At 47.6% G+C, this 18444-nt stretch carries 15 protein-coding genes, 3 tRNA genes, 1 rRNA gene and 1 pseudogene; 5 read left to right on the top strand and 15 right to left on the bottom strand.

Annotated features, from left to right (window positions below; translation table 11 throughout):
- Nucleotides 1-410 precede the first annotated feature (410 nt).
- Nucleotides 411-1712: a beta-N-acetylhexosaminidase gene (gene nagZ / locus ASG89_RS27375; protein WP_057314323.1), complete on the bottom strand. Its 1302-nt coding sequence runs from the start codon at nt 1710-1712 to the stop codon at nt 411-413.
- A gap of 76 nt (nt 1713-1788) precedes the next feature.
- Nucleotides 1789-2178 (bottom strand): transposase, encoded by a 390-nt coding sequence (locus ASG89_RS27370; protein WP_157276835.1) that lies wholly within the window; start codon nt 2176-2178, stop codon nt 1789-1791.
- 110 nt (nt 2179-2288) lie between these two features.
- Between ASG89_RS27370 and asd the strand changes: the two genes are divergently transcribed.
- Nucleotides 2289-3077, top strand: a complete 789-nt coding sequence (gene asd / locus ASG89_RS27365) for an archaetidylserine decarboxylase (protein WP_057314319.1) — start codon at nt 2289-2291, stop codon at nt 3075-3077.
- Between the two features lie 29 nt (nt 3078-3106).
- Nucleotides 3107-4366, top strand: coding sequence for an MFS transporter (locus tag ASG89_RS27360; protein WP_057314317.1), 1260 nt, complete (start codon nt 3107-3109; stop codon nt 4364-4366).
- 57 nt (nt 4367-4423) lie between these two features.
- On the opposite strand, the gene ASG89_RS27355 is transcribed toward ASG89_RS27360, so the two are convergent.
- A complete protein-coding gene (locus tag ASG89_RS27355; protein WP_057314315.1) occupies nt 4424-5863 on the bottom strand; it encodes an NAD-dependent malic enzyme in 1440 nt (479 codons plus the stop codon).
- A 207-nt stretch (nt 5864-6070) separates the two neighbouring features.
- The gene (locus tag ASG89_RS27350) at nt 6071-7690 is read right to left on the bottom strand and encodes a PLP-dependent aminotransferase family protein (protein ID WP_321166535.1); all 1620 of its coding nucleotides are present in this window, start codon (nt 7688-7690) and stop codon (nt 6071-6073) included.
- A 98-nt stretch (nt 7691-7788) separates the two neighbouring features.
- On the opposite strand from ASG89_RS27350, the gene ASG89_RS27345 reads away from it, so the two are divergent.
- Nucleotides 7789-8373, top strand: a complete 585-nt coding sequence (locus ASG89_RS27345) for a GNAT family N-acetyltransferase (protein ID WP_057314312.1) — start codon at nt 7789-7791, stop codon at nt 8371-8373.
- 158 nt (nt 8374-8531) lie between these two features.
- Complete coding sequence (locus ASG89_RS27340) at nt 8532-9842, top strand: aminotransferase class I/II-fold pyridoxal phosphate-dependent enzyme (protein WP_057314309.1); 1311 nt, start codon at nt 8532-8534, stop codon at nt 9840-9842.
- 247 nt (nt 9843-10089) lie between these two features.
- Here ASG89_RS27340 and ASG89_RS27335 read toward each other — a convergent pair whose 3' ends face one another.
- From ASG89_RS27335 to ASG89_RS27330, 3 genes are all read right to left on the bottom strand, one after another.
- Nucleotides 10090-11262, bottom strand: a complete 1173-nt coding sequence (locus ASG89_RS27335) for an S-layer homology domain-containing protein (protein WP_082593647.1) — start codon at nt 11260-11262, stop codon at nt 10090-10092.
- An 11-nt stretch (nt 11263-11273) separates the two neighbouring features.
- Nucleotides 11274-11435, bottom strand: a complete 162-nt coding sequence (locus ASG89_RS36765; protein WP_157276834.1) for a hypothetical protein — start codon at nt 11433-11435, stop codon at nt 11274-11276.
- A 217-nt stretch (nt 11436-11652) separates the two neighbouring features.
- Nucleotides 11653-11859: a hypothetical protein gene (locus tag ASG89_RS27330; RefSeq protein ID WP_057314307.1), complete on the bottom strand. Its 207-nt coding sequence runs from the start codon at nt 11857-11859 to the stop codon at nt 11653-11655.
- Nucleotides 11860-12043: 184 nt separating this feature from the next.
- Between ASG89_RS27330 and ASG89_RS27325 the strand changes: the two genes are divergently transcribed.
- Entirely contained in the window at nt 12044-12532 is a 489-nt protein-coding gene (locus ASG89_RS27325) for a Ger(x)C family spore germination C-terminal domain-containing protein (protein WP_057314305.1), read from the top strand.
- Between the two features lie 15 nt (nt 12533-12547).
- Here the strand turns inward: ASG89_RS27325 and ASG89_RS27320 are convergent, their stop codons facing one another.
- From ASG89_RS27320 to ASG89_RS27285, 8 genes and pseudogenes are all read right to left on the bottom strand, one after another.
- Nucleotides 12548-13750: an MFS transporter gene (locus ASG89_RS27320; RefSeq protein WP_057314304.1), complete on the bottom strand. Its 1203-nt coding sequence runs from the start codon at nt 13748-13750 to the stop codon at nt 12548-12550.
- Nucleotides 13751-13779: 29 nt separating this feature from the next.
- Nucleotides 13780-15090 (bottom strand): D-arabinono-1,4-lactone oxidase, encoded by a 1311-nt coding sequence (locus ASG89_RS27315; RefSeq protein ID WP_057314302.1) that lies wholly within the window; start codon nt 15088-15090, stop codon nt 13780-13782.
- Nucleotides 15087-16274 (bottom strand): annotated as a pseudogene (locus ASG89_RS27310) (amino acid deaminase/aldolase). Before ASG89_RS27310 ends, ASG89_RS27315 begins: the two are co-directional and overlap by 4 nt.
- A gap of 32 nt (nt 16275-16306) precedes the next feature.
- The gene (locus ASG89_RS27305; RefSeq protein ID WP_057314299.1) at nt 16307-17677 is read right to left on the bottom strand and encodes an aldehyde dehydrogenase; all 1371 of its coding nucleotides are present in this window, start codon (nt 17675-17677) and stop codon (nt 16307-16309) included.
- A 244-nt stretch (nt 17678-17921) separates the two neighbouring features.
- Nucleotides 17922-18003 (bottom strand) — tRNA-Leu (locus tag ASG89_RS27300).
- A 13-nt stretch (nt 18004-18016) separates the two neighbouring features.
- Nucleotides 18017-18088, bottom strand: a tRNA-Gln gene (locus tag ASG89_RS27295).
- A gap of 15 nt (nt 18089-18103) precedes the next feature.
- Nucleotides 18104-18176, bottom strand: a tRNA-His gene (locus tag ASG89_RS27290).
- Between the two features lie 168 nt (nt 18177-18344).
- Nucleotides 18345-18444 (bottom strand): 23S ribosomal RNA (locus ASG89_RS27285); the annotation flags it as partial.

Here is an 18444-nt window from a genome sequence, read left to right as displayed (position 1 = left end):
AGCTGCTTTTTAACTATGTTAGTTTAAAACTTTGTGAATTTTTGCACGAAGATGTACCAAGTTGATGATGTGTAAGGTCTAATGCAACGCTAGTGCATATTTTCCATTTAAAATCCAAAATCAGTTGAAATATCGAAGATTAGATGTATTTTTTCCAGTTATTTCAATTCTACAACGCATACAGAAATTATTAGCTAGTTTGGTGAGGAATGAGGAGTTTGGGGTGGAACGTTGTGTTGAGGCGGGCGAGGGGCTTAAAGTAGCTAGTTTGGTGCAGGGAGGAATGAGGAGTATGGGTTGGAACGTTGTTTGAGGAGCGGCAATTCGCTAATTGTTTGTCCCTCGTCCCTTCCGTACGGTAGATGACTGAGAGAAAATCCCTCTCAGCACCTCCATAATGTCACTCCACGCTACTTCCCACTAAGCGGAGCAAGCACCCGCTGAACTTCGGCGTTCAGCAGTTTCGGATCCGGTGCAGTCACCGGTAGATCCTGAAGCTTATATTTCATCTTCAGCTTATAGACCTGCTCGACACTTTGATCAATCGTGTCCATGGGAATCCGCCCCGCTTGAACAGCGCTATGCAATGCTTGAATAACCGCTATCGCTTTCTGCGGATCGTGCCCAACCATCACGACATTGGACCCCGCAAGAACAGACTTCACGGCGGCTTCGCCCATTTCATAATTTTCCGCAATGGCGCCCATCGTCATATCATCTGTCATGATGAGCCCCTTGAAGCCTAGCTCCTTGCGAAGAAGTTCCGTCATGATCGTCTTCGACATTGAAGCCGGATATTTCGTATCTATTTTTGGCAGCAAAATATGAGCCACCATTATCGCATCCGCCTGATGCTTAATCGCATCAGCAAAAGGAATCAGCTCAAGCTTTCGCAAGCGAGCGAGGTCATTTTGAACAACGGGTAATCCAATATGTGAATCTACAGCTGTATCACCATGGCCGGGAAAATGCTTCACAACCGGAACGACCTTCATCTCTTGTATGCCATTCATCATCGGAATCCCGAAGGAGCTGACGAGCGTTGCATTCGCACCAAAAGAGCGATCGCCAATAACCGGGTTTTTGGGGTTGCTGTTGATGTCCAAATCAGGCGCAAAATCCATATTAAGCCCATAGGCATTCAACTCTTTCCCAAGCAGCTGACCGATACTATGAGCTAACTGGGTTTTACCCGATTTTCCAATCGTTTGACTTGTTGGTGTTTTCAAAATTTCATCAGGTAAACGCGTCACCCTGCCGCCTTCTTCATCAACACTTAGCCAAAGCGGAAGCTTGTTCACCGTGTTCGTCTTCTTCAAGTCATTGACAAGACTTACTAATTGATTCGTATCTTTCACATTAGGCTTATACAGAATAATGCCACCGACATGATAGGTTGCAATCAATTTCCGAGATTCTTCATTCATAGTGTAGTCATCGATTCCCGCGATTATCATTTGACCTAGCTTCTCATCCAGTGTCATCTTCGGGAAATCCACAGATGCTACAGGAGTTGGTGAAGGCGTAGGAGCCATCGACGGGATAGGTGTAGAAGTTGGTGCCACTGTTGGTGAAACCGTTGCTGGCGGTGTACTAGGTACGGGAGATCCACTGGGCTGAGCTTCATGACGTGCCGCACAACCCGTAATAAGGAGCATTAACCCACCAACAGTTCCTATTCTGCGCATGATTTGGGATAAATCTCGTTTCATCTTGTCACCTGCCTTTACTTTCACAGTCACTATATAGAGTAGACGCTCTATTGATCGAAATCGTTGAATTACCGTTTTAGTCGCTGCGAATTCCTTTCAAAAAACAATGCAGCAACACATAAATCCCATATGCCCCTAAATAACCGCCAGTGAACAGAAACACCTTGTTCGTGAAAACGACATGGATGTTCGTCATGAAAACCGTATCATCCCGAAGCATCTGATACACGTTCATGGAACTGATTGCTCCAAATATATACGCACTTAGAACCGCAGCCCCTGCGAATACATGTTTAAAGGATTGTAGTAACCAAGCACTAGCAAGCATGACTAACGGAATCAGAATAACAAAAATTACGATTATTATCGACATTGTCGCGTTCACCTCTTCAACAGCATTGACGAATTTGCTGTCGAAAATACAGAAACTTACTTGGCTAGTCCCAAGGAATTGAACAATAGACAATTGATTCTTTTACCTTTCTGTGGCAAGATTAGCGAAGAAACGATAATAGGAAGCGATGCGCTGAGGCCAAAGTCCTTCCTAACCAACGAATGAACAGGAGTTTATGATCTATGTCTAAGCCTTTTTTCCGATTACTGACCGAGTTGTCTTCACGCAAATGGGTCTCACAACTAACAGGTGCCCTTGCTCGTTCCAAAGTAAGCCGACTCTTTATCCCTCGTTTTGCCCAAACTTATGGTATTCGCATTGAAGATGCTGAAAAGCATATCAAAGAGTATAAGTCTCTAAATGATTTCTTCACTCGCAAATTAAAGCCAGGCTTACGCCCGATCCACGAAGACACAACACGTGTTGTAAGTCCGGTTGATGCCATGATTACAGGTATCGGTGATATCAAAGAAGGCTTGATTGTCAATGTCAAAGGTCAAGATTATACGATCGACGAGCTGCTTAACCGCTCTCCGCGGACAGTGAATTATAATAATGGCTTTTATTTTGTTCTGTATCTGAGTCCAACCGATTATCACCGCATTCACTCACCCATTTCCGGGGATATCGTGGAGAAAGAGCATGTCCTTGGGAAAGTGTATCCCGTCAATGAATTTGGCCTGCGTCATATGAAACGTGTACTTAGCCGCAACGAGCGACTGATTACATTCATTCAACATGCAACTGGAGAAGTAGCCGTCGTCAAAGTCGGTGCACTGAATGTGAGCTCCATCCAATATGTAACACCACTTCCAAATACACTTGAACGCGGTCAAGAGCTCGCTTATTTCGAGTTTGGCTCCACGGTCGTACTGTTATTTGAAGATGGCATGTTCGAAGCACGTCCTGATCTCAAGCTTGGCTCTAAAGTGAAAATGGGCGAAGACCTCGGACGTTTCTTAGACACCTAGTCGGGAATCAGAACCTGAGAGGAGAAACCATGGCAACCATTTCAACACCATCTCCTAATCATAGCTCAAAGAGCATACAAAGCACGGGAGATATCAAACCTACTGTTTATCGGATTTTATTGGCTATTGGGCTAGTTCATTTGCTCAATGATTCCATACAATCCGTGATTCCTGCTATTTTCCCCATTCTGAAAGATGAAATGGGACTCAGCTACGCGCAAGTCGGTTGGGTGCAATTCGCGATTAACTTTACAGCATCCATTATGCAGCCTGTCGTTGGGCTCTACACAGACCGTAAGCCTTCGCCTTACATGCTGCCAATTGGGATGACATCGACCTTGATCGGCATGCTGCTGCTAGCATTTGCTCATTCGTATTGGGTAGTCCTTTTGTCTGTCTGTTTTGTCGGACTTGGCTCGGCCGCCTTTCATCCAGAAGGCTCACGTGTTTCACATATGGCGGCCGGAAACCGAAAAGGTCTGGCCCAATCGATCTTCCAAGTCGGCGGTAACGCTGGTCAGTCGTTGGCTCCTATTATGACCAAATGGATCTTCATTCCGCTAGGATTGTTCGGATCGATCTGGTTTACTGGTGTCGCGGCTATCGCGATCGCTGTGCAATTGTACATAGCTCGTTGGTACAAGGTTGTCCTTCAAGACGCACCAGTGAAGGCCAAAACGGTCGTAAAACGTGTTGTCAGTCCGCAGCGGCGCAAGCAAGTCATGTTCGCTATCTCTGTATTGATATTTCTTGTGTTTGTTCGTTCTTGGTATGGCGCGGCGATGAGCGGATATTTCGCCTTCTTCCTTCAAGATACGTACGGCATCTCCATTGACCGCGCGCAAAATTTCATTTTCTTATTCCTCGCGGCTGGGGCCGTTGGTACATTCTTTGGAGGGCCGATTGCGGATCGCTTCGGTAAGCGTAATGTCATTTTCTTTTCCATGTTAGGATCAGCACCATTCGCCTTATTGCTACCGCATGTGTCTGTCGGTTGGGCGTATGTGTTGCTCGTTATTATCGGTGTTATACTATTATCGAGTTTCTCTGTTACAGTCGTATATGCACAAATGCTCTTTCCTGGCAAAGTAGGGACCGTATCCGGCCTCATTACTGGATTAGCCTTTGGGCTTGGCGGTATCGGAAGTGTTGTGTTAGGCAACCTTTGTGATGCCCTCGGAACAGGTCGCGTCATGGAACTATGTGCATTCCTCCCTCTGCTGGGCATACTTACTTTCTTGCTTCCTACCGATCGTAAGTTGAAGGAATGGACAGAAGAACAAGCCTAAAACATGAAAAGCAGTTCGGCACGCTGGATCAGCGTTGAACCGAACTGCTTTTTTCAATTAATCGTGATGTGCTTCGTTTACTTCGCGTTGGCTGCGACGACGTGCAACTCCTGATTCAAAAGCCGCTTCCATAACGGCTTCTCTAACCTTCTCAACCACAGCGTGGTTGAACACGCTTGGAATAATGTAGTACTCGTTAAGCTCGTCCTCATTCACGACAGCAGCAATCGCTTTGGCTGCAGCAAGCTTCATCTCCTGCGTGATTTTGGATGCTCGGCAGTCCAACACGCCGCGAAAAATACCTGGAAAACAAAGTACATTGTTAATTTGATTCGGATAATCCGAGCGTCCTGTCGCCATAACGCGAACATATGGCTCCGCTTCCTCAGGGGTGATTTCCGGTGTCGGATTCGCCATTGCGAAAACAATCGGATCAGTCGCCATACGCTTCACATCATCTTGCTTCAGCACACCTGGTCCTGAAAGACCAATGAAAATATCAGCACCTGTGATGACATCAGATAATGTACCACGTTCTAGCCCAGGGTTCGTATTGGCAGCGTACCATTCCCAAGCCTTATTCGTGAATTCATCACCTCGTACAATTGCCCCTTGACGGTCCACACCAATAACATTCGTAACGCCTGCTGAAAGCAGCATTTTGGTACACGCAATACCTGCCGCCCCGATTCCCGTAATGACAACCTTACATGACTCCAATTGCTTTCCTACCAACTTAACTGCATTTAGCAGCCCGGCTAAAATAACAACCGCAGTACCGTGCTGATCATCATGGAATACGGGGATATCCAGCTCATTAATTAAGCGTTCCTCAATTTCAAAACACCGCGGGGAAGAAATATCCTCCAAATTAATTCCGCCAAACCCTGGCGCAATCGCCTTCACGGTACGAATAATTTCTTCGGTATCTTGTGTATCCAAACAAATAGGGAATGCATCTACGCCTGCCATTTGTTTAAACAGCATCGCTTTCCCTTCCATTACGGGCATTGCCGCTTCAGGTCCAATATTTCCAAGTCCTAGAACAGCCGTACCATCGGAAACGACAGCAACGGTATTCCTTTTAATCGTCAACGAATGTGCCTTACTCGGATCTTCATGAATCGCCATACAAACTCTGGCAACGCCTGGTGTATATACGCGGGACAAGTCATCCCGGTTCTTGATCGGTACTTTGGGGGTGACTTCAATTTTTCCACCCAAATGAAGCAGGAAGGTCTGATCTGACACGTTAATGATGCGGACACCTGGAATAACCTTTAGTGCTTTCGTTATCGTTTCCGTATGCTCGGGATCACTTACTTTGACTGTAATATCACGTGTAGTTGTCGTTTTGCTGGCCCTAGTGACGTCAATCGCCACAATATCGCCGCCTGCATCACCAATGGCTGTTGCAATTCGTCCAAAGGTTACGAGTTCTTTATGTATTTCCAGTCGCACGATGACACTTGTGCCCCCACCATTTAATCCAGCCATGAAAGGATCACTCCTACGATTTGTAATTTAATTGAACACATGTTAGATGATAACATACAACCTATTGCAAACAAAGTTATCGCCCAAAAGACTTCTTTTGCACACTGATAGAGACTTTTTATGGTGGGTGAAAAGGGATTTGGCAATGAATGGCATAGAGAGAGTGGAACGAGTCAGGAAAAGACTGTAGGGATTGAGTGAAAAGAGTCAGGAAAAGCCTACAGAGATTGAGCAGAGCAAGGTTATCCCTTGCTTGATCTCAGCTTCTGATAGATGGGCAAATCCGAAGCAGACTCCCGCTCTGCCTTCCGGGAGCGCATAGTTCCCGGCGTCCGTCCAGGTCACGCCGGCTTCCTGACATGCGGCTGAATACGCAGAATATGTGCGCAGGTCTCCGCGCCACCACCCGAATAGATGCAGCCCGCTATCACTGTCCACCCACTCGAAGAGGGTGGACAGCTGCTCCTGCAGCAGCGCCTGCAGGAGCAAGAACTTGCTCGCGTACACCCGACGCATGCGGCGCAGGTGTCGCTCGTAACCGCCGCTCGCCATGAAGGCGGCGAGCGAGCGCTGTTCGAGCAGCCCCGTTGGGTGCGGCTCATATAGCCGCTTCGCGGCTACAAAAGCATCGTGCAGTGCCTCCGGCAGCACGACATAGCCGATGCGCAGGTCCTGCAGCATCGTTTTGGAGAAGGTGCCGATGTAGACCACTCGGCCCTCTTGGTCCAGCACCTTGAGCGGCTCAATCGGCCGCCCGCGGTGCCTGAACTCGCTGTCATAGTCGTCTTCGACGATGACAGCGCCTTGCTCCGCCGCCCAGTGCAGCAGGAGCTGGCGGCGCTCCATGCCCAGCACGGCCCCCGTAGGGAATTGGCGGCTGGGCGTCACGAACAGCAGCCGGGCGTTCCACGGCTGCGGGATGAGCCCTTGCTCGTCCACCGCCGCGTGGACGGGCACGCCGCCAGCCGCCAGCACAGCGCGGCTGGCGCCTTGATACCCGGGGCGCTCCAGCACCACGGGATCGCCTGGGTTTACGAGCAACTGGGTCAGCAGGGCTATCGCCTGCATCGACCCATTGACGATCACGATGCGCTCCGGCATCGCATCGATGCCTCGCATCCGCCTAAGGTGCACCGCGATCGCTTCGCGAAGCGCATAGTGCCCCTCAGCGATGTGAGCATCCGCTTGCGGCGACTCCGTCATCTGCCGCACCTGCTCGTACATGCCGCGGTTCCATTGCTCTCGCGGGAACTGTTCCATCTGCGGTCGGGCCACCACGAACGCAATCCCCCCGCCACCAGTCTTACCTGCATTTTCTCTCTCTTTCCTTTGCTCCTTACCTTGCTCCTTACTCAGTTCTTTCTCGCGTCCCTTACCTTGCACCTTACTCAGTTCTTTCTCGCGTCCCTCACCTTGCTCTTTCCCTTGCTCCTCCTTACCCTTTTTCCAGCGTCCCTCAGCATCTACCCCTTCGCTCACTCGGACGCCCCAAGCCGACAATTCTATATTCTTCCCCACCTTCGCCTCATACATCACATAACCACTTGCATAAACGACGAAAGTACCTCTGCCAACATCTGCCTGCAAATACCCCTCTGCAATCAGCATATCGTACACCTGATTTACAGTTCCCCGAGAAATGCCCAGATCATCCGCTAAATCCCGGCTTGAGGGCAATTTAGTGTGCTGCTTCAACTTATTTCCCACGATTTCATCACGAATCGCATGATACAAAGCCGCATATTTACTAGGATAGCGAGTGCAGTATGTGTGAAACGGCAAATAAAATGCCATACAATCACTTCTTTTCTTTTTAAATTGGTACATATAAATCGATCCATATTGGTACTTATTATGAATCCAATCATACAGTATGCTTACTACAATCACATTAAAATCATTTACATGTAAGGAGAAATCAAACTATGAATCTACTGCCACCAACCCTTGAAGGAACTCGCGTCACCTTACTGCCTCTTCATGAATCGCATATTCCTGGCCTAATCGAAGCTGCAAACGACCCTGCCATTTGGTCATTTATGACACCTTTACTTAACCCTGCTGAAGTTCACAAATTTGTACATCAGGCGCTTAACGAGCAGGAAGCAGGACAAGGGATCCCTTTCACAGTCTATGATAGAGTTACCGATACCATCGTCGGCAGTACTCGACTCTTCGATATTTCCGTACCTCATCGGAATTTGGAGATTGGGCATACCTGGTACAATTCGAGTGTTTGGAGAACTCGTGTGAATACAGAATGTAAATATCTATTGCTTCAATACTGCTTTGAGACCCTAGATCTTATACGCGTTCAGCTCAAAACAGACCTTCGCAACGAACGCTCCCAAGCAGCAATTGCGCGTTTAGGAGCCCAGAAAGAAGGTATCCTCCGTCAACATCGTATTATTTTTAAAGATGGTTATTTGCGAGATACGGTTATGTTCAGTATCCTCGACAAAGAGTGGCCGCAGATCAAGCAACGACTAGAAAGCTTTTTAATCAAATAAACCTATGGGCAAGTGACTGGAACGCATTCATCCATGACACTTGCTTCTTTTCATATCAATTCATAGAAAATTTGTTTAGCGCAGTGACGTGCAGGTGTGAAAGTGATATAATAACTGGGAAAAAATGAATCGCTCATTGGAAGGAATGACCCAATCTTATGAATCCTTTGGCAAGTCAGTTAAACGAGACCCTGCAACGTGAAAATTCTCACGTACATGACATGCTTTCTGCATTAGGTAAATCGATTTACTTCCCGAAAGAAGGCATTCTCAGCCAATCGGCTGAAGCGAAGGCCAAAGCCAAGAAATTCAATGCTACCATCGGTATTGCCATCGAAAATGGTCAACCTATGCATCTGAAGGTCATTCAAGATACACTCTCCACTTACAATCCTAAAGATATATATGAATATGCTCCACCGGCTGGTAAGCCTGAGCTTCGTACAGCTTGGCGCAAGAAAATGCTCGAAGAGAATCCGAGCATTGGCAGCAAACTCATCGGTAACCCGATTGTCACGAATGCATTGACACATGGTCTAAGTATCGCGGCTGATCTCTTTGCAGATGTAGATGACGCGGTTATTATTCCAGATAAAAACTGGGAAAATTACGAGCTCACTTTCGAGATTCGCCGTGGTGCGCAAATTGTGAACTACGCACTTTATAACGAAGAAGAGCGTTTTAATTCCGAAGGCTTGCGTGAAGCACTTCTTGCTCAGAAGTCCAAAGGCAAAGCGATTGTCGTCCTGAACTTCCCGAACAATCCAACAGGCTACACGCCTGACGCAGTAGATGGCAAAGCGATTGTTGCCGCGATCCAGGAAGCAGCAGAAGCGGGCATTAACGTTGTTGTCCTGACTGATGATGCATACTTCGGTCTTTTCTTTGAAAATTCATTGCATGAATCCCTGTTCGGTCAATTGGCTGACCTGCATCCGCGTGTGCTTGCAGTCAAAATCGACGGAGCAACCAAAGAAGAGTACGTTTGGGGCTTCCGTGTAGGCTTCATTACGTATGCGGGCCAAAGCACCGCACTTCTTGATGCACTTGAAGAAAAAACAAAGGGGATTATCCGGGCAACCATTTCCAGCGGACCGCATCCATCCCAAACGTTCGTACTTCATGCCCTGAACTCACCAGAGTTTAAGGTACAGAAGCAAGAGAAGTACGAAATCATGAAAGGCCGCGCGCACCGCACGAAATCCATTTTGGACAGCGGCAAGTTCGACGATGCATGGGGCTACTACCCTTTCAACTCCGGCTATTTCATGTGCTTAAAGCTCAAAACCGTTGACGCTGAAGCACTGCGTATACATTTGTTGAATCAACATGGTGTAGGTACGATCGCGCTAGGCGAAACTGATCTTCGTGTAGCATTCTCTTGCATCGAAGAGGGCAACTTGGAAGAGCTATTCAATATTATTTATCAAAGTGTTAAAGAAATAGAAACGGTTACCGCAAATAAATAAGGTAACCACGCAAAAAAGCACGTGCTAATGTTGAATTAGCACGTGCTTTTTTGATTTTTTTTACACCTCGGCGATGTCCCCATGCGACATTTGGGTCGCGGAGCGAGCTCAATGATCAATAAAAAGCGAGAATACCTAACACGCCAAACTTTGACTTCGGTTTCGTCAAATTTCTCGACAAGCCCCCTAGGGAGACAAGCCCCTATTAAGGGCTTGTCCTAATATTATCGATGCAACGAATCAGGTATCAGATCAGTTTTAATTTTTGAAGGAGCCGCTTCACAATTGTTGCAACCTCGGCTCTCGTCATATTGTCCTTCGGTGCAAGTTTCGTGCTGCTTCCCCCCCATACAACTCCAGCCTGTACACAATCAGCTATGCTGCTTTGCGCCCAGGTGGATGCTTCTACCGCATCTGTATATGGTAGGAGAACCGCGTCTGCAGACTGAACGGAAAATTTATCCTTCAAGTTCGTTATGGCCATTGCTTGAGCAACGATAACCATTGCTTCTTCTCTCGTTATCTTGTCATTCGGGTGAAAGGTTCCATCTTCAAAACCATTGATTAAGTGATACGCATAAGCCGTGTTAATCGCGTTACTGTACCAATCTGTTACCTTCACATCCGAGAAGTAGTTCACTCCTTTCTCCAACTTAAGTCCCAGTCCACGAACAATGATAGCTGCAAACTCTCCACGGGTTATGTCGCTGTCAGGACTGAACATCCCGTTACCTGTACCGTCAATGACCAAACGTGATCCCATGTCATTAACGGCATCTTTCGCCCAATGGTTTGCCACATCACTAAACTCGAGTGGATGCCACACAACAGTATACGTACTGTTGGATAAGCTATTGATCACAGCGTAATACTTGCCATCGATCTTAACGATTTTTGTCGGCACATGGCGAACCGTTCCATCTAGATCAACCACAACACCTGTCGTAATCTTGTTCGGGTCTATATCATCGGGTATGGCAAGGGTACGTTCTACGTAAACGTTGAACTTAGATATTTCGACTGTCGTATCACCATAAATACCTCTGACGGTAAAGTCAATTGGCGGTGCGACAAGTGTAAACATTCCTTTCTCAGCTGCATTATCCACCACTTTCACCATATCTGCTGTTGGTGTGGCAATCTCGATTTGTATCTTTATATCTTGCAAGGCAACCGATTTTCCAACCTGATCAGATATCTCATTGATATTGATTTGCAGAGAAGGAAGAGTATACGTTGCATGGTCAGTTTTAATCTCCAGAATGGCTTGCTTGCTCTCCATATTTTTAACCATTTGACCGTTCAGTTCACCTACGACCACATCGGACATAGTTTTCACCGGAATCGTGACAATCACTCCTTGACCTTCTCTCGCGAGTTTGTCTTCCAGTCTTTTCTGGTCGATAGATACGGTTGTCATCGTTTGGTCATTTACCTTGATTGTCGTTGCTGAATCTCATATTGCATGCGGAGAAATTTGTCGACTTCGTGCTCCAGCCAACCTGTCAACGCAAGCTCCTCTACTCTGGTACTCGCATACACTTCATAGAGAAAGGATTCATCCTCCGGACGAGCAGATTGTAGCTTGTACATGCTAAGTAATCCTTTCCGTTCCCAGTACTTTGGATATGGGTATAATTACCTATTGGAAAGTATATCGTATTTTGTTGAAATATAGTAGATTTTTTTATCGGAAACAATTCAATTATTTATTCATTTACTTGGAAATATCCTCAAATTGGAAACTTCATACGACAAAAAGACGTTGTACTTTTCGTAGAACGTCCTTTGGGGGATGCTTATAAACCACTCACATATTCGTCGGACATTGTGGAGGCGGAGCTAACACGAAAGTCGAACTGTTACGTAAAAAACGTCCTTGTCCCACCTTTACCTCTATTTCATCGAACTCCTCGACAAGTCCTCCACCAATCATTTTCCCGTCCATTAGAACCATAATGTAAGTTCCAAACAACATTGCATTCGTAAAATCAGCATCCCGATATATGATATCCATAGACCCCCAGTAAATCGTTTTCCTACTATTTCTTCTCACTAACCACTATACCTTTTTCAGCATTACAGTTTAGTTACAGGAATCTATTATTTTTGACAAAAACAGAAATTTTCAGAGAGAAAGCAACGGTTTGGGCTTTTTCATATTTAGACAGCAGAGGACTCTCACATTCGGTGTCCCATATTTGACACCGTTATCCCCTGTACAGCCCTACGCTTTGCTCGATTTGATCATACGTGCACCAAAAATGTCCAATCTGCACACAGGATTATATGTAACGTTGTTGAAACTGCATAATTTACTTGAATCGGGCTCCAAGTCCTATGCCCTTCCTTATACCAGAATGTATACCATGCAGAATCAAAACAACAAAGCCATCTATGTTTACGGCTCAGCTTTGCTTAAAAAAAATCAAATGGTCATACTTCTGGACGACTCTTCGACGAGAGGTCTTATGTGGTTGACCAATGCGATTAGATCAGCTCTAGTCACCGCTAATTTCAACCAAAATCATGAAAAAGTTTCTGTTGATGTGTTTCATAGTCAATCTGGCATTGAACCTCTCATTGAAGGTGAGAAATTGTCTGTGAAAGTGAAAACGCTTATTTCCGAAAATGCCAGGGACAACGCAACTTATCGAGACTGTGTTCAAACCTTTCACGTCGCTGCTTAAATAAACCATTTTAACTTACATCATCTCAATTTTTTCACTTTGGATCTTCGATGGTGCCGTCTGCAGCCACCTAACCGCAGGCAGAATAAGAATAGCCACAACAGCTAACACGCCAATCGCTACAATCCTATTCCCTAACAGGAGTTGAACAATCAAGGAAAGCACAATGCCCCCTAAGTTGCCAAACAACAGCAACAAACCTGTGACGGCGCCGACTGACTTTGGCTCGGATTTGGCCTCAGCCAGTGAGAGCATCACGGGCAAATCGGCTAATAGAAGAAAACCGCACACAGCCAGCAAGCTGATGAACATCCACTGTGGCATACCAACTGCGAGACCGACCAGAAGCAGTACGCTCGCCACAAGTGAACAGAGTACGACCACTCGCGCGCGCTGACCGCGTAGCGCCCATCGTGGCAGGGCCGCAGCGCCGACAATACCTGCCGCCGTCATAACACCGATACCAATGCCGACTTGCTGGGCATTGAAGCCGATCGCGCTGGCTAGCACTTCCAGCCATGTCGCTAGCGTAATGAAAATGCCGAAGCCTGCGAACAATAGCAGGCTAACCCAACGCTGCGACCATAGGGTCGCAATCGCGCTGAACCCGAAAGCGCTGCTCGCTTCAGCTGCCGCGTCGACCTCCAAAACTGACGCTTTCCTTAGCACCAGCCCCATGGCCACAGCGGCGATGACGCTGATCGCGCCTTGCGACCACAAGACTGCCGGCATCCCTTGCCATGTCAGCAGAAAAGGAACGCTAACTGTCGAGATCAGGATACCCACGAACAAACTGGCGGTCCCCGCCGCAATAGCATTCGCTCTCTGCTCTGGAAGTACGTAGAGTACGGCTAATTTGTTCACGCTATTAAGGACAAACGGCTGTCCAATGGCGATCACAAGCTGCCCGATCAAAGCATATTCATAGCCAGGCAGTATGCGTATAAGCGCTCCAACTGCTGTCAACGCACCGCCGATAAGCAGCGATCCGCGAAACCACCGGTCAGCGGCCAAGCCGAAAGGCACGGATAACAGTACATAGACTAGCGGGAAAACGAGCGACAACCAGCCTACCGCATCAACAGAAACGTTCCAAGCTTGGGAAGCTGCCGTTGTAATAGGTGTAAATGTTACCCATAACAGCTGCGTCACCGCTGCCAATAAGGCGTATGCCACGACGACCGACCAGCGAGAACGAGGCAATCTTGATTCCAGCATGAAGATACCTCCCCATTTTCATCTTAACCTTATCCTGTAACGCCAAAAATCTTATCTAAATAGCCATTCAGCATAATGCCATCCGGGTCCAATTCTTCTCGCGTACGGCAAAATGACTGCCACATCGGGTACCTTTCTGCCAATTCCGCTGAACGAAGCGAGTGCATTTTCCCCCAGTGCGGCCTGCCTCCGTGTTTAAGGAAAATTTCCTCCATCGCCCCAAAATAGTCCTCATGCGGCATCCCTTTATACATATGAACCGCAATATAGGATGAATACCGCCCGAACGCCGGACTTAAACAGATATCATCCCCTTTGGCATAACGGCACTCAATTGGGAAATGAACATGGTATTTGCCCTGCGCCATTTTCTCGCGCATTTCCTCAATAACGGTGGGCATGGCCTCCGCTGGGAGATTGTATTCCATTTCGTTAAAACGAACGAGTCTTTGTGTCGCGAACAGGCGATGACTGTAATCCACTTTGCTTCCCACGGGCACTTGGGATGCCGATATTCGACTCACCGTTGGACTGAGCTTCGGGACTTTACGGCATAATTCGGACAGCAGACCGAAAACCGTATTTTCGAGCAGGACATCTCCAATGTAATCACGCACTTTACGGCTCGTCACCGACTGATCCGTCGAGTTCTTAAATTTTAGCTGACACGGGTCCGCATAAGGAAACCAATAAAATTCAAAATGCCGATGTCCATTCGTGATCTCAGGTAACTCCTGTAAGCATTGCTTCAGCGGCATACGTTTGCTTTCGTACTTCATTTTGTAAGCGGGTTGGAGCCGAAGCGTCACTTGCACAATAATACCTAACGCGCCAAGTGATACCTGCATCGCTTTAAACAAATCAGGGTGAGTCGCAGTTGTACATGTGATTACCTTCCCTGTACCTGTCACCATCGTCAGTCCAACCACTTGCGCAGCCATGTTGCCGAATCGCTGACCAGTGCCATGCGTCCCCGTGCTGATTGCACCAGCTATGGACTGGACATCGATGTCTCCGAGATTCTCCTGTGCTAGACCTTTTGCGAAAAGAAGTTCACCAAGCAGCTTGAGCTTCGTGCCTGCCCATACCGTTGCGGTCCGCTCCTCAGTATCCACCCGAATTAGGCCTTGCATTTGGTCTAGCGTCATTAGCACATCATCCGATGCCGCAATTGGTGTAAAAGAATGACCCGTACCGTCAATACGGAGCCTGCGTCCTTCTCGTCTGCATCGCAACACCGCGTCGACCACCGCTACTATGGAGTCCGGATAAAGCACCGTCTGCGGTGTTGCCTGCACGATCCCCGACCAATTCGACCATATCCCTGATTTGCTTATCATAGAAAACAAGCCCCCATACCGCGATACGTTGGATATGTATTTACAATGCTGCCCTGCGAAACAGCATATAACGTTAGGAATCGCTCACATAGCTCTCCAGCTTTCGCATGACGGAAAAACACCGGGTCGCCTAGCTCCATCTGAATTTCACCCCGCATGCGCAGCGGCGTTTGTACTTCACCTGCACCCTCTAATGGAAATAAAGCCAGACCTTCCGGCAAATACGGCTTGGGGCGTTTGTCTACACCCATTGGCCCCGAGGCCGTATAACCGCCGCCCATACAAGTCACGATATTCGGCTGTGGGCGACGCACCACCTCTACCGCATATCCGGCAGCAGGCTTATAATGAAATGATTTATAATTGTCGAACAAGCCAGGTGCGTAAAACCCAGAACCTGCAGTGATCTCGGTCACCCACGCTTCTTCCCGCGAGCTGTCCATACTTCCCGTACCTCCCGCATTGACGAAACGAAGTTGGACTCCCATCACTTCAAGCCCACGCACCACTTCCGCTCTCCACTTGGCGGCTTTGCGAATGGAGGATTTCTTTAACCTGCGGATTAGCGCATTTTTCACAGCTTGCCCAGGCACATTATCGCCAACACCGGCAATCTGCGCCTCGTATCCCATGATGCCATCAAGTCGCAGCCAACTTGCTCCAATGATCCACTCAGCCACAGGGCGAACTTACTCCCATCGCGTCAATGGTGATCGCCACACCCCAAAATGCAGCCCAGGAAAATCAGTCGACATATCGATGTCGATACAAATGGGCACTACGATCTGCTTGGCCGTCGCGAGCCATGCTATGTGTTCAACATGCTCGATACTGTCGACCATGCATGTAATCGTCTTGCCTTCGCCCATTAGTGAAATTACATCGTTAAGCGCCTCAGCGTGCCACTGCGGATAGCCCAGTAATAGATCATCGAACCCCTGCCGCGCTAGGAAAATCGCCTCTTCTGCCGTATAGCACATAATCCCCTGATACACATCGTCCGCTGCCAAAATACGGCGAAGCACATCCGGACAGCGAATTGACTTACTCGCCACCCGAATCTTCTTCCCACCGGCTTCCTGTGCAATGGCCTTAATGTTAGCATCCAATAAATCCAAATCTACAAATGCGAATGGCTTCGGTGCATCTTTGAAAATCTGTTTATAGTACTCGTAGGATCCTATCATGAGACTTACCTCTTCCTAGTGAGCCGTAATTAAGGCTTCGTCAGCTTGCGAATGATTTTAAACCCGATTTTGCTAGACGGATATCGAAAAGGAATATCGAACCTTGTCGTCTGCTTTAATATACTTTTCATATGTGAGAATATGTGAAAGCTCATCTCGCCATGATAGCTGCCCATTCCACTCTCGCCGACCCCGCCGACTGGCAAATGTGTAGAACCAAAATGCATCAGCGTATCATTGACACAACCGCCGCCGAATGAAATTCGCTTGAGCATGGTATCTTGTACCTTTTTATCCTCCGAGAATACATACAGAGCCAGCGGCTTTGGCCGAGCTTGGATTAAGCCCACCACTTCGTCTAGGTTTTCATAAGTGAGCACAGGAAGAATTGGGCCGAAAATCTCCTCCTGCATCACTGGCAGCTCCCAGCTAATATCTTCAAGCAACGTCGGTTCGATTTGCAGGGTCTTATCGTCAGCACCACCGCCGAAAGCCACCTTCCCGTCATTCAAAAAATGACATAACCGCTCGTAATGACGGCGAGAAATGATTTTTCCATAATCAGGACATTGCAACGGCTTTTCGCCATACAAGGAGATAATTGCTTCTTGCAGATAGGACATCAACTTTTCCTTCACTCTCTGATGCACAAGCAAATAATCTGGGGCTACACAGGTCTGTCCCGCATTCGAGAACTTCCCGAAAGCGATACGCTGCGCCGCTAGCTTTAAACTGGCGTCATGATGTACGATGCAGGGGCTCTTTCCACCGAGCTCTAGCGTGACTCTTGTGAGGTGCTTGGCTGCCGCCTCCATCACTATTTTCCCGACAGCTACGCTGCCTGTAAAAAAGATCTTATCAAACGGCTGCTCCAAGAGCGCACGACTTTCTTCCACGCCGCCTTCCACAACTGCAATGTATTGCGATTCGAAGGTTGTACGTACGATCGAGGTCATCACTGCAGATACCGCTGGCGCTAGCTCAGATGGCTTCAATACAACGGTATTGCCAGCCGCAATCGCTCCCACTAACGGATCAAATGCCAACATAAACGGATAATTCCATGGTGCAATGATCAGCGCCGCCCCTAGTGGTTCAGGGATAATGAAGCTGCGGCTCCCCGAATGCGTCATTGGTGATTTCACTTTCTTCGGCTTCATCCAACGTTTCAGATGCTTGATAACATGCGCTATTTCTTGATAAACGATGCCAATTTCAAAAGCGTATGCTTCCTTCTCTCCCTTATTCAAGTCAGTGCGAAGGGCTTGAATAATCTCTGATTCACGTTCGACTATTGCTTGCTTCAACTTTTTCAGTTGCCCCAAACGGAAATCAAGTCCTCGCGTCGCGCCGGTTAGATAGTAACTTTTTTGCTGATCCATCAATTGGCTTATCGCCATCCGGTTCTCCTCCTCTCGAACAGTTATATCAGGTTGTGCCATGGCTCCCTCTCTAATGAAAGCGTTTGCAAATAACGTTATTAAATAATCACATAATCCTATAAGTTTACCATCCTTCTCCCCGCAGTGACAATATCAGGATACCGCACGATCATGATTTCGCCATATTAGGAAATAGCCCTGATTGCATAGGACTACTTAAACAAAATAAAAAACCCTTGATAACAAGGGTTTTTCTTTGGGATGCGGTCGGGGGGATTTGAACCCCCACGCCTTGTGAGCGCCACCCCCTCAAGATGGTGTGTCTGCCGTTCCACCACGACCGCTTATGAAAATATACTGGGGATCTAGGATTTGAACCTAGGCATGACGGAGTCAAAGTCCGTTGCCTTACCGCTTGGCTAATCCCCATTAATAAGGGAAAAGGGCGACCGATGGGACTTGAACCCACGAATGCCGGATCCACAAACCGGTGCGTTAACCCCTTCGCCACGATCGCCACAGTAGGAATATTATTCCCTTAAAACTAGATACGAAACTTGCGTAAAGGTAGGATTACTTAGGATTTTCTGAGCCCCAATCAAGTACTCGGAATTCGCTACAAAGCTTATCTTCACTTGGTTGGGATACAGCAGAGAGACTTTGACTACGTCAAAGATCCCTATATTAGGTTAAGCCCTCGACCGATTAGTATTCGTCAGCTGCATACGTTGCCGCACTTCCACCTCGAACCTATCAACCTCGTCGTCTACAAGGGGTCTTACATA

The sequence above is a fragment of the Paenibacillus sp. Soil766 genome (assembly GCF_001428105.1).
Classification (GTDB): Bacteria; Bacillota; Bacilli; order Paenibacillales; family NBRC-103111; genus Paenibacillus_E.
This window is presented reverse-complemented; position numbering and strand designations above follow the sequence as displayed.

Excerpts from the sequence above, each read along its gene's own strand:
- ASG89_RS27305 (WP_057314299.1), bottom strand. The coding sequence starts at position 17,677 with ATGGCGATAAGCCAATTGATGGATCAGCAAAAAAGTTACTATCTAACC.
- ASG89_RS27330 (WP_057314307.1), bottom strand. The coding sequence starts at position 11,859 with ATGGATATCATATATCGGGATGCTGATTTTACGAATGCAATGTTGTTT.
- ASG89_RS27360 (WP_057314317.1), top strand. The coding sequence starts at position 3,107 with ATGGCAACCATTTCAACACCATCTCCTAATCATAGCTCAAAGAGCATA.
- ASG89_RS27315 (WP_057314302.1), bottom strand. The coding sequence starts at position 15,090 with ATGATAAGCAAATCAGGGATATGGTCGAATTGGTCGGGGATCGTGCAG.
- ASG89_RS27350 (WP_321166535.1), bottom strand. The coding sequence starts at position 7,690 with ATGTACCAATTTAAAAAGAAAAGAAGTGATTGTATGGCATTTTATTTG.
- nagZ (WP_057314323.1), bottom strand. The coding sequence starts at position 1,712 with ATGAAACGAGATTTATCCCAAATCATGCGCAGAATAGGAACTGTTGGT.
- ASG89_RS36765 (WP_157276834.1), bottom strand. The coding sequence starts at position 11,435 with ATGTACAAGCTACAATCTGCTCGTCCGGAGGATGAATCCTTTCTCTAT.
- ASG89_RS27340 (WP_057314309.1), top strand. The coding sequence starts at position 8,532 with ATGAATCCTTTGGCAAGTCAGTTAAACGAGACCCTGCAACGTGAAAAT.
- ASG89_RS27335 (WP_082593647.1), bottom strand. The coding sequence starts at position 11,262 with ATGACAACCGTATCTATCGACCAGAAAAGACTGGAAGACAAACTCGCG.
- ASG89_RS27320 (WP_057314304.1), bottom strand. The coding sequence starts at position 13,750 with ATGCTGGAATCAAGATTGCCTCGTTCTCGCTGGTCGGTCGTCGTGGCA.
- ASG89_RS27355 (WP_057314315.1), bottom strand. The coding sequence starts at position 5,863 with ATGGCTGGATTAAATGGTGGGGGCACAAGTGTCATCGTGCGACTGGAA.
- ASG89_RS27345 (WP_057314312.1), top strand. The coding sequence starts at position 7,789 with ATGAATCTACTGCCACCAACCCTTGAAGGAACTCGCGTCACCTTACTG.
- asd (WP_057314319.1), top strand. The coding sequence starts at position 2,289 with ATGTCTAAGCCTTTTTTCCGATTACTGACCGAGTTGTCTTCACGCAAA.